This is a genomic window from Gordonia jacobaea (assembly GCF_001186365.1).
Taxonomy (GTDB): Bacteria; Actinomycetota; Actinomycetes; order Mycobacteriales; family Mycobacteriaceae; genus Gordonia; species Gordonia jacobaea.
Window position 1 is genome coordinate 40,190 of the sequence record NZ_LDTZ01000027.1, and the last position, 11,433, is coordinate 51,622.

The window sequence follows — 11,433 nt, forward strand, 5'->3', positions numbered from 1 at the left end:
CGTCCCATTGAGCTGCGTTGAAGGGTGAGCCCGCCGATCATGCCGAATCCGAACAACCGAACCAGGCTGTCGTACGCCTTGATCGTCGAGGCGGCAATCGAGATTGCCGACGCCGGCGGACTGGACGCGTTGACGATGCGTTCGCTTGCCGACGAGTTAGGAGTTGGCGCCATGTCGCTCTACCGATACGTCGACGACAAGGGCATGCTCATCCAAGCAATGACGCTCGAGATCACGCGCAGACATCCCTATCCAAGAATTTCCGAAACGCCATGGTATCAACGAGTTCTGACGGCCGTGGAAATAGACTGGGCTCTCTACAACCGTCATCAGTGGCTCGTGCTGGCCCTAGCGTCGCCCCGCACCGCAGCATCTCCAGAGTCGGAGCAAAGCCTGGCTTGGTTAGCGAGTGCCTTCGTCGAAGCAGGGACTACACCGCCGGTAGCACGCGCGACATCGGCGACAGTGTGGAATCTGGTTGCCGGTACCGCACTCACAGTAGTGGCGGAGAATCTCGTCGAATCACCAGATTGCCGACACCGGATACGCCAGGAGCGCTGGGACTCGGCTCGCGAACTGCTCGATATAGGAATCGAAATCATCTGCGTGGGCGCCAAGGCGCCGCATCAATCAGGCGTGCGTCTGATTGATATAGGGCCTACCAATCCTCGCAGGGCCGGGTCCGAATTCCCCTTCAACACCCACGAACTGCTCAACCTGACATAATCGCTATTATCGGCTAAACATATGGCTAGTTTCTGGCCAGTCTAGCGGCTAGGCTGAATGCATGACGACAGTGCCTTTCGGCGAAGCCAAGGATGGCACGTTTGTCCGCCATCAGTGCCCGGTCGCTGGCTGGGTTCAGAGGAGTTGATGGAAGATGTCGAGGGCGACGCTCCATTCGGCGGTCCCGGGGTTCTTGCGGTCCGGCTCGACCGTGACGAAGGTATGCGCCAGCGCCACGCTCAGGCCTCCGGCGATCAGCGGCAGTCGTTGCTCGGTCTCCTCGGAGAGAGCCACGTCCAAGGATGGCCGGGCCGCCAGTTGGTCGAGCAGAGGTTGTAGTTCGATCTCCTCGTCCAGCTTCTCGAACCGGTGGATGCTCTCCTGCAGCCCCTTGGTGATCGGCAGGTCCCACGGTTCGATCACGTCCCGCAGGTTTGCCTTTGCCGAGGCCTTGCCGATCAGGATCAGGTCGTAGATCTTGTCGTCGATGAAATCCGTATAGCGCTTGAGGTCGTTCCGGTCGACCTGTAGTCCGGCCGCTGCCCGGAAGAACCGCTGGAATTTGACGGTGCCCATCACTGGCATGTCGTCAGCTCCTTTCGAAGTATTCATGGATTTGGCGTACCGCCATCGCTCCTTCACCGACTGCGGATGCGACCCGTTTCACCGAGCCGCTGCGGACGTCGCCCGCCGCGAACAGGCCGGACCGGCTGGTTTCGAGCGTCCTGGACAGCCCGGCGCTGATCGGCCGGTTGCCGTCTCCTCGGGCGTGGACCGCGTCCATGCCGGTGAGGACGAAGCCGTGGTCGTCGAGTGCGATCGTGTCGGCCAGCCACCCGGTGTGCGGCGTCGCCCCGATGAAGACGAACAGGGCGTGCACCCGGATCGTGTCCTGGTCGCCCGTGCGATTGTCCTCGACCACAATCTCTTCGAGGTGCTTGTCGCCGTGGACCTGACGAATCTCGGTGTTCCGGTGCACGGTCACCCGCGGATGCCGTTCGATCTGGTCGACCAGGTATCGGGACATGCTCTTTCCGAGGTCGTGGCCGCGGATGAGGAGGTGAACGTGGGAGACATGGTCTGCGAGGAAGACGGTGGCCTGGCCGGCGGAGTTTCCGCCGCCGACGATGGCTACAGGGTCGGTGCCGCACAGCCGCGCTTCCTGATGGGTTGCGGCGTAATACACGCTTCTCCCCTCCAGTGCCTCGATTCCCGGAACCTCCAACTTGCGATATCGCGCCCCGGTGGCGAGCACGACCGCCCGGGCGCGGATCTCGCCGCCGTCCGCCAGCCGGAGCACATGGTGCCCGCCCTCGGATCCCAAACCGGTCACCTCCGCCGACACGAGAAGGCGGGTACCGAATTTCCCGGCCTGGATTAGGGCGCGCTCGGCCAATTCGGCGCCGGAGATCCCCGCCGGGAAGCCCAGGTAGTTCTCGATCCGGGAGGAGGTGCTAGCCTGCCCACCTGCAGCGATCGACTCCAGTGTCACCGTGTTCAACCCGTCGGATGAGCCGTACACGGACGCGGCCAGACCCGCCGGTCCGGCACCTACGACGACGAGGTCGCACACGTCCTGGGCTGCGTCCGGGACCGAGTCTGGGACCGGGAGCCCGACGATGCGGGCGAGTTCGGCGTTCGTCGGATTGCGCAGCACTTTCTCGCCGTGCCAGATCACGACGGGAGTGTCCTCGGGGGCGACACCCAGGCTTTGCAGCAGCTGCTCCGCCCGTTCGTCTTGCTCCAGATCGATCCACCTGTGGGGCAGCCGGTTTCGTATGGCGAATTCGCGAAGCCGCAACGTGTCCGGGGAATAGCAGGAGCCGATGATCCGGAACCCCGCGCCGAGCCCGATCAGCAGGTGCCGGCGGATCAGGTAGGCGCGCAGGATCAGATCGCTGAGCACGAGGTCGTGGGCGACGAGCTCGCGCACCCGCTCGGCCGGGACGACGAGGACCTCGCCGTTCTCGATCGCTTCGGCGGTGAAGAACGCCACCTGGCCTTCCAGCAGTCCGAGCTCGCCCAGGAATCGGCCCGGACCGTGCACGCGCAGTATCCGGCGTTCGCCGTCCTCGGCGCCCTCGTCGATGACCGCGACCTTGCCGGTGAGGATGACGAAGAAGTCGTTGCTGGGCGCGCCCGCTCGGATCAGCACCTCGCCGGCGTGAACCGATCGACGCGTGCCACCGACCTCGAGCGTCGTGATCTGGTCGTCCGTCAGCCGCGGGAATGCTCCGACTGTATCCGGGGTCTCGTCGTCGACGAGCTGACCGTCGCCGAGGCGTGGGGCGTCCTCAGACGAAGTTCTGGTCGACATAACACCAGCGCCAATCTTCACCGGGTTCCATCGACTGGACGATCGGATGGCCGATGGTGTGAGCGTGTGCGCTCGCGTGCTTGCCCGGCGAGGAGTCGCAGCAACCGACGTGTCCGCACGTCAGGCACAGCCTCAGATGTACCCACGGGGTGCCGAGGCGAAGACATTCCTCGCAACCCTGTGGAGTGCGGGGCACCACGGCCCGGATCGCGGTCACGTGCGGGTCGGCATGGACCGAGGTCATGGCTTCGCCTTCTTGCCTGCATTTTCCGAGAGCGCCTGATCGAGCCACGTGCGCAGCTGGGGTACCGGAGCTGCGCCCGCCTGACGAGCGAGTACCTCACCTCGGTCCATCACCAGCAGAGTCGGTACGGCGCGGACGGTGAACCGTTCGGCCGTCTGGGGCGCAGCGTCCACGTCGACCTTGACCAGCTTGATCTGACCTGCGCGTTCTGTGGCGAGCTGCGCGAGCGCGGGGCTGACCATGCGGCACGGAGCGCACCACGTCGCCCAGAGGTCAACGAGTACAGGCACCGAGGATTTCTCGGCGACCTCCGCGAAGTCGCCGTCCCCTGCCGAGGCGATCCAGGGCAGCGGCTCGTGGCAGTTCCCGCAGCGGGGTCTCCCGTCCCCGGCCGCCGGCACCTTGTTGACCTTGCCGCAGTGTGGGCACTTCACCTTGTCGGATCCCATGACGACACCTCTTCTCAGGCCGCGATGGCGGGTTCCGTATATGCGACGGCGAGCTCGCCGCCGTCCACCGTGACACTGATGGTGCCGCCCGGTTCGATTTCGCCGCGCAACAGCGCACGACCTATCCTGGTTTCGACCTCATGGGCGATATACCGCCGCAGCGGCCGCGCACCGTAGACCGGGTCGAAACCGTGTTCGGCGATGAGCCGGCGTGCTTCCGGCGTGATATCCAGGTGTATCTGGCGCTCCGACAACCTGTTCCGAAGATCGGCGAGCTGCAGCTCGACGATGTGCTCGATCTGGGGCAGCGTGAGCGGGGTGAACAACACGATGTCGTCGACCCGGTTGAGGAACTCGGGACGGAAGTGCCCGCGCAGTTCCGCCAGCACCCGCTCCCGGGCGTCCGGCTTGATCTCGCCGTCGGCTGTGACTCCCTCGAGGAGATGCTGGGATCCGATGTTGGAGGTCATGATGATCACCGTGTTCCGGAAATCGACTTGCCTGCCTTGAGAATCGGTGATCCGGCCGTCATCGAGCACCTGCAGCAGGGTATTGAAGACGTCGGCGTGGGCCTTCTCGATCTCGTCGAAGAGCACCACGGAGTACGGCTTGCGGCGCACCGCCTCGGTGAGCTGGCCACCCTCGTCGTACCCGATGTACCCGGGGGGTGCACCGATGAGCCTACTCACCGTGTGCCGCTCCTGGTACTCGCTCATGTCCAGGCGCACCATGTTGTCTTCGCTGTCGAAGAGGGCACTGGCCAGCGTCTTTGCGAGCTCGGTCTTCCCCACACCTGTCGGGCCCAGGAAGATGAACGAACCGATCGGCCGGCGCGGATCACGGATACCGGACCTCGCCCGGATGACCGCGTCTGCGACCAGTTGCACAGCCTCGTCCTGACCGATGACTCTCTCGTGCAGGATTTCGTCGAGTTTCAACAGCTTTTCCCGCTCTCCTTCCTGTAGCCGGGCGACCGGGATGCCCGTCCATGCGGCCACGATTTCTGCGATCTCGTCTTCGGTGACCACCTCACGCAGCAACGGATTGCGGCCTTGCCTGGTGGCCAATTGCTCCTCCGCCGCCTCGAGCCTGCGTTCGAGTTCGGTGATCTCGCCGTAGCGCAGCTCGGCGGCCCGATTGAGGTCGTAATTGCGTTCGGCCTCCTCGGCCTCGTGGCGCAATCGTTCCAGCTCCCCCCGTAGCTCCTGCACCCGACGGATCGCTTGGCGCTCCGCCTCCCACTGCGCGTGCCGGGCGTCGGCCTCGGCCCGCAGATCGGCCAGCTCCTTACGCAACTCTTCGAGACGCGCCTTGCTGGCCGCGTCCGTTTCCTTGGACAGCGCGGCCTCCTCGATCTCCAGCCGGGTCACCTTCCGGGTGAGCTCGTCGAGTTCGGCGGGCATCGAATCGATTTCGGTGCGTAGCCGCGCACACGCCTCGTCTACCAGATCGATCGCCTTGTCCGGAAGGAAACGGTCGGTGATGTACCGGTGCGAGAGGGTCACGGCGGCCACCAGTGCGCCGTCCTGAATCTTCACGCCGTGAAACACCTCGAGGCGTTCTCGAAGTCCGCGCAGAATCGAGATCGCATCCTCGATGCCGGGCTCGTCGACGAGAACGGTCTGGAAGCGTCGCTCCAGTGCCGCATCGGATTCGATGTGCTTGCGATACTCGTCGAGGGTGGTGGCACCGATCATGTGCAGTTCGCCGCGGGCGAGCATCGGCTTGAGCATGTTGCCGGCGTCGAGAGACCCCTCGCCGCCGACCGATCCCGCGCCGACCACTGTGTGTAACTCGTCGACGAACAACAGGATGCGCCCCTCGGCCGCCTTCACCTCGGACAGCACCGCCTGCAGTCGCTCCTCGAACTCGCCGCGGTACTTCGCGCCGGCCACCAGGGAACCCATGTCGAGCGAGAAGATCGTCTTGTCGCGTAGGCCCTCGGGCACGTCGCCGCGGACGATCCGCTGGGCGAGGCCCTCGACGATCGCGGTCTTGCCGACGCCGGGGTCGCCGATCAGCACCGGATTGTTCTTCGTCTTCCGGCTCAGGATCTGCGTTACCCTGCGGATCTCGGCATCGCGGCCGATGACCGGATCGAGTTTGCCTGCCCGCCCCTCGGAGACGAGGTCGCGTCCGTACTTCTCGAGCGCCTCGTACGCACCCTCCGGGGTGGCCGAGGTGACGCGCTGATTGCCGCGCACTGTGGTCAAGGCGGTGAGGAAGGCCTCTCGTGTGACCCCATGACTGGTGAGAACCCGTCCGGCCGCACTGGTCGACCCCTCCTCGGAGAGAGCCATCACGAGATGCTCCACCGACACGTAGGAATCCTTGAGTCGCTTCGCCTCCCGTTCCGCGGCGTCGAGCAGCTTGGCCAGGCGTTGGGTGATCATCACCTGACCGGGCGTCGCGCCGGGGCCGCTGACCTTCGGCCTGCGCGAGAGTTCACGTTCCAGATCGGATCGCAGGGCGTCGACGTTCGCGCCGGCCTGCTCGAGCAGTCGGGGTACCAGCCCGTCCTGCTGATCGACCAACGCGAGCAGCAGGTGCTCTCCGTCGACCTCTGTGTGGCCCATTCTGGTCGCCAGGTTCTGGGCTTCCTGCAGGGCTTCTCGTGACTTTTCAGTCAGGCTGCCGGTGTCCATGGGGGTGTCTTCCTTCCGTGGGACGCTGCTTCGAGTTTCTCGATTCGATCCAGCAGATCGAGCACGAGCCCGATTGCCGAGTAGTTCAGGCCTAGACCCGTCCGTAACCGTTGGATGCGGGCAGCGTGGGCCACTGCTGACGGTTCGAACAATATTTCGCCGCCGGGGTCGCGGTGGGCGTCGAGCAGGCCGAGAGCCACAAGCTTTCGTGCCAGGTCGGGGTGCAGCCCGGTACGTTCGGCGAAGACATCCAGCGACATTCCGGTACGGCGAACCAATATGTACTGGGTGACCGGGGTCGGGGTGCTCATGGCTGTTTCCTCGGATCGAAGTTCGATTCGGTGGCCAACTGTTCGAACAGCTCGCGTTCGCGTGCTGTCGGTTTCGGCGGCACCATCACCTTGATTTCGGCGTAGAGGTTGCCGTTGGCGCCCCGCGGATTGGGCATTCCTTCTCCGCGCAGGCGCAGCTTCCTACCTGTCGACGAGCCCGGTACGACTTTGACTTTCGCCTCGCCACCCGGGGTGGGAACGGCGACCGTCGCGCCGAGGGCTGCTTCCCAGGGGGAGACGGGCAGGTCGACGTAGATGTCCCGGCCCTGGACGCGGAACCGGGGATGCGGTTTGATCCGGACCACGAGGTACAGATCCCCGGGCGGCGCGTCGCCGTTGCCCCGGCCTCCTTGCCCGGCCAGCCGGATTCGCTGGCCGTCCAGGACACCGGCCGGAATGTTGACGTCGTATCGCCGGCCGTCCAGTCTGAGAGTGCGTTTGCCGCCCCGGTACGCCTCTTCCAGGGGCAGTTCCAGTTCCGCTTCCTGATCGGCGCCGGGAATCGGCCCGTACCCGCCACCGCCGCCGAACATCTGTCCGAAGAGGTCCTCGAAGTCGACGCCGCCCTCGCCACCGACACCGTGACCGAAGTGCACCCTTCTGCCCCCGCCCCCACCGCCGTACCCCCCACCGCCGTACCCGCCGCCGCCGAACCCGCCGCCGTACCCACCGGCGCTTGCCCGGACCCGTTCGTCGTAGTCCTCGGGCACACGCCGGAAGTCGTCACCGAATCGGTCGTAGCGTTTCCGGGTGTCCGGGTCGGATAACACATGGTAGGCCTCATTGATCTCTTTGAACTTGTCTTCCGCAGTGGGGTCTTTGTTGATGTCGGGGTGATATTTGCGGGCAAGTCGGCGGTAGGCCTGCTGGATTTCGTCGGTGTCGGCGCTGCGCGGGACCCCGAGCGCTTCGTAGTAGTCACGCGCCATGGCGCTCACTCCTCAGGTCGGCTGACGACCACGGTGGCGGGACGCAACTGCTGTCCGTTTTCTCCGTAACCTGGCCGCAAGACCTCGATCACGGTTCCGGAGGGAAGGTCGGGTTGGGTCACCACACTGACCACTTCGTGGAGCTCCGGGGAGAACGGCACACCGACCTCGTCGTGGCGCTCGAAGCCGAGCCGTGACAGTATCTGCACCGCCTGGTCCCGGATTGCCTTCACACCGTCGACGACAGTCTGCGGGTCACTACCCGCATGTGCCAGCGCAAGCTCCAGGTTGTCCAGCACCGGCAGCCACGCCGCCGATACCCTCGCTGTCTCCGCGGCGCGTTCACGGTCGAGATCTTTGGCATACCGCTTGCGCAGGTTGTCCAGATCTGCGAGGGCCCTGCGCCAGCGGTCCTCGAGTTGAGCGAACTCAGCCCCCGTGTCGGTGCGATCAGGCGCCGTCTCGGTCTGATCCCCGTCGGTACCGTCGGTAGCCGGCTCGGTCGTCGAATGATCAGCAGATCTGTCCATCAGGTGCCTCAGCTTCGATCGAATTCGGCGTCGATCACGTCGTCGTCATCCGACGACGCAGCGTCTCCACCGCCAGCCTGGTGTCCGTCGCCGCCGCCGGCCTGGACCGGGGCGAGCCCATAGAGCAGCTGCTGCAGCTCCGAGGTCAGTGGCTGTACCTCCGCGGGTGAAGCACCGTCCTTCACAGCTTTCCTGGCGTCGGCGACCAGCATCTCGGCGCGCGCCTTGTCGTGCGGTGGCGCACTCTCACCGAGTTCGGCCAGTCGCCGTTCCACCTGATAGGCAACCGAATCGAGCTCGTTACGCGCGTCGACAGCCTTGCGCAGCGCCTCGTCCTCACCCCGGTTCCGTTCGGCCTCCGCGAGCATCCGCTCGACCTCACCCTGATCCAGGTTGCCCTGCTCACTGATCGTGATGCTCTGCTCCTTGCCGGTGTCCTTATCCCGAGCGGTGACGTTGAGGATGCCGTTGGCATCGATATCGAACGTGACTTCGACCTGCGCCTCGCCGCGTGGCGCAGGTCGGATGTCTTCGAGCCGGAACCGGCCCAGCACCCGGTTGTCGGCGGCGCGTTCGCGTTCGCCCTGCAGGACCACGACGTCCACGGCGGACTGATTGTCCTCCGCGGTGGAGAACACTTCACTGCGCCGGGCCGGGATCGTCGTGTTGCGCTCGATGATCTTGGTCATCACCCCGCCCTGCGTCTCGACGCCGAGGGACAGCGGGGTGACATCGAGCAACAGCACATCGGAAACCTCACCCTTGAGCACGCCCGCCTGGACGGCGGCACCGAGCGCGACGACCTCATCCGGGTTGACGCCCATGTGGGGATCCTTACCGCCGGTGAGCCGGCGAACCAGCGCCTGCACCGCCGGAATCCGTGTCGAACCACCGACCAGGATCACCTCGTCGATATCGTTGGCGGTGACCTTGGCGTCACTCATCGCCTGCTTCACCGGACCGAGGCAGCGTTCCACCAGATCCGCCGTCAGATCCTCGAACTTCGATCGCATGATCGTGGTGGTGAGGTGCTTGGGACCGTTCGCGTCAGCAGTGACGAAGGGCAAGTTGACCTGCGCCTGCGTCACCGAGGACAACTCGACCTTGGCCTTCTCCGCGGCCTCGAAGAGGCGCTGCAATGCCTGCGCATCCTTGCGCAGATCGATGTTCTCGGCACGCTGGAATTCGTCGGCGAGGTAGTCCACCAGGCGCCGGTCGAAGTCGTCGCCGCCGAGGTGGGAGTCGCCGGCCGTGGACCGAACCTCGACTACGCCCTCACCGACGTCGAGCAGACTCACATCGAACGTGCCGCCGCCCAGGTCGAACACCAATACGGTTTCATGGACCTGCTTGTCCATGCCGTACGCCAATGCCGCCGCGGTCGGCTCGTTGATGATTCGCAGAACTTCGAGGCCAGCGATGCGGCCGGCATCCTTGGTGGCGTTGCGCTGCGCGTCATTGAAATAGGCCGGAACGGTGATGACCGCTTCCTTCACCTTCTCGCCAAGGAACCTGCTCGCGTCGTCGACGAGCTTGCGCAGCACCAGTGCACTGATCTCCTCCGGCGCGTACTTTTTGCCCCGCACGTCGAATCGCGCCTCACCGTTGTCACCCGGCACGACGTCGAAGCTGACCGCTTTGGCCTCCTCAGAGATCTCATCGTAGTGACGCCCGATGAAGCGTTTCGCCGAGTAGATCGTGCCCTTCGGGTTCAAGATCGCCTGTCGTCGGGCCAGCTGACCCACCAGGCGCTCGCCACTCTCAGTGAAGGCGACCACCGACGGCGTCGTCCGCGCACCCTCGACATTGGAGATCACCACCGGTTCGCCGCCTTGCCAGCTTGCGATGACCGAGTTGGTGGTGCCCAAGTCGATGCCTACCGCAGTTGCCATGATTCATTCCTTTCGATCGGTCCGGCCGGTGAGAAGGCGGACGGCTTCGTCCGCGACCTCGACGTCGGCGAGGACTTCGTAGTGACGTGGTTGTGTAGGGACATGGTCGTAAGGACTGGGAACGAGGTGAAGTCGCGCTGGCTGCCCTGTCCTGTGATGCGTGCATGAGCAGGCCGAACGGAGCGCCGACAACGGCACCGAAGATCGGCGCGTAGAAGCTGAGATCGAGGCGTGTACACGGCGGCCGGCCTCGGTGGAGTAATCCAAAAATCCAGCCTAATGGTGTAGCTGTCCACGCGCCCGCGGCGGCGCGGGCGCGGCCCAACGGTAGTTCAGTGTGCCGATGACCTATTCGACCGGCTCGATGTCCTGGCGCGCGATGGCTAGTTTGCCTACTGCGAAATGCTGGCCGGAGAGGTCGTCGACGTCGTTTTCAGTTTCGGCGAAGTTGGCGAACGTTACTATATTTGAGGGGCAGATCGGTGCGGACGTACCGTGGTAGTCCCGCCACTGGACTCTATCACCTCCCTGCCTGATGGGTTGGCCGGCCAGAATATCTCCGTGTGGTGCCGCTGCCGCGGATGCCTGGGGTTTTGCGTAGGGGCAGTCCCAGTGTCATCCGATGCGGTTCGGCCGCAGTGAGAATTGTCGCGTCAGGATTGCGTGAGTTCTGCATGTACCTAGCCTCTACTCGGTCCGGGGCACTTCTCAGTATCGCCCAGAACGGTGCCTACCGTCATGGAATGGGGGAATCGACGCGGCGGGCTCAAGTATTGGTCGTAACCCTGCTGATTGGAGAGAAGTGTGCGGATGGGACGAAGAGAGCAAGACGGGAGTCGAGTGTCGACAACGCTTGAATTCGAGGCCGATGCGACGGTGGAGAACGAGAGTACCGTGTCGGTGTGTGGCTAGTGTCCTGAGTCATTAATTTCGTTCGGTTGTTAGGCTAGGGAATGGCAACCCGGGGTCCGCGAGCAGTGGATGTTGTTCTGACCGATGACGAGCGCCGTGAGCTCGAAGGGTGGGCGCGTCGGCGAACGACGGCCTCGGGTTTGGCGATGCGATCACGAATCGTTCTCGCTGCCGCTGATGGCGGGTCGAATACCGAAGTGGCACAACGACTCGGCCTCAACCGAGGTACCGTGCGGCGATGGCGAGGCCGGTTCGTCGAGCACCGCTGCGAGGGGTTGCTCGACGAACCCCGGCCCGGGCGACCTCGCACCGTCGACGACGAGCAGATCAAAGACCTGATCACCGCAACTCTCGAGACCACTCCGAAGAATGCGACACACTGGTCGACGCGGGCGATGGCTGAGCATCTCGGCATGTCGCAGTCAACTGTTTCGCGTGTATGGAGAGCGTTCGGATT

At 64.5% G+C, this 11,433-nt stretch carries 11 protein-coding genes and 1 pseudogene; 2 read left to right on the forward strand and 10 right to left on the reverse strand.

The features are described from left to right. Window positions 1-39: 39 nt before the first annotated feature. A complete protein-coding gene (locus ABW18_RS21585) occupies window positions 40-726 on the forward strand; it encodes a TetR/AcrR family transcriptional regulator (protein WP_053117551.1) in 687 nt (228 codons plus the stop codon). A gap of 135 nt (window positions 727-861) precedes the next feature. Here the strand turns inward: ABW18_RS21585 and ABW18_RS21590 are convergent, their stop codons facing one another. From ABW18_RS21590 to ABW18_RS23540, 10 genes and pseudogenes are all read right to left on the reverse strand, one after another. Further along, window positions 862-1,302, reverse strand: a complete 441-nt coding sequence (locus tag ABW18_RS21590; RefSeq protein ID WP_174320862.1) for a DUF1931 family protein — start codon at window positions 1,300-1,302, stop codon at window positions 862-864. Between the two features lie 13 nt (window positions 1,303-1,315). Continuing rightward, on the reverse strand, window positions 1,316-3,043 hold the full coding sequence (locus ABW18_RS21595) for an FAD-dependent oxidoreductase (protein WP_005180062.1): 1,728 nt from the start codon (window positions 3,041-3,043) through the stop codon (window positions 1,316-1,318). After that, the gene (locus ABW18_RS21600; RefSeq protein ID WP_005180064.1) at window positions 3,021-3,287 is read right to left on the reverse strand and encodes a UBP-type zinc finger domain-containing protein; all 267 of its coding nucleotides are present in this window, start codon (window positions 3,285-3,287) and stop codon (window positions 3,021-3,023) included. The genes ABW18_RS21595 and ABW18_RS21600 overlap by 23 nt, the downstream gene beginning before the upstream one ends. After that, a complete protein-coding gene (gene trxA / locus ABW18_RS21605; RefSeq protein WP_049701016.1) occupies window positions 3,284-3,736 on the reverse strand; it encodes a thioredoxin in 453 nt (150 codons plus the stop codon). Before trxA ends, ABW18_RS21600 begins: the two co-directional genes overlap by 4 nt. A 14-nt stretch (window positions 3,737-3,750) precedes the next feature. Further along, window positions 3,751-6,381 carry an ATP-dependent chaperone ClpB gene (gene clpB / locus ABW18_RS21610; RefSeq protein WP_005180068.1) on the reverse strand — a complete coding sequence of 877 codons (2,631 nt, stop codon included), beginning with the start codon at window positions 6,379-6,381 and terminating at the stop codon, window positions 3,751-3,753. After that, entirely contained in the window at window positions 6,363-6,692 is a 330-nt protein-coding gene (locus ABW18_RS21615) for a chaperone modulator CbpM (RefSeq protein ID WP_005180070.1), read from the reverse strand. Before ABW18_RS21615 ends, clpB begins: the two co-directional genes overlap by 19 nt. After that, entirely contained in the window at window positions 6,689-7,642 is a 954-nt protein-coding gene (locus tag ABW18_RS21620; RefSeq protein ID WP_005180074.1) for a DnaJ C-terminal domain-containing protein, read from the reverse strand. Before ABW18_RS21620 ends, ABW18_RS21615 begins: the two co-directional genes overlap by 4 nt. A gap of 5 nt (window positions 7,643-7,647) precedes the next feature. Then, window positions 7,648-8,172, reverse strand: coding sequence for a nucleotide exchange factor GrpE (locus ABW18_RS21625; protein ID WP_005180075.1), 525 nt, complete (start codon window positions 8,170-8,172; stop codon window positions 7,648-7,650). An 8-nt stretch (window positions 8,173-8,180) separates the two neighbouring features. After that, on the reverse strand, window positions 8,181-10,064 hold the full coding sequence (gene dnaK, locus ABW18_RS21630; protein ID WP_005180078.1) for a molecular chaperone DnaK: 1,884 nt from the start codon (window positions 10,062-10,064) through the stop codon (window positions 8,181-8,183). A 3-nt stretch (window positions 10,065-10,067) separates the two neighbouring features. Next, window positions 10,068-10,588 (reverse strand): annotated as a pseudogene (locus tag ABW18_RS23540) (general stress protein). A gap of 429 nt (window positions 10,589-11,017) precedes the next feature. On the opposite strand from ABW18_RS23540, the gene ABW18_RS21635 reads away from it, so the two are divergent. After that, window positions 11,018-11,433: helix-turn-helix domain-containing protein (locus ABW18_RS21635; protein ID WP_049701018.1), on the forward strand; the 416-nt coding region annotated here is incomplete at its 3' end.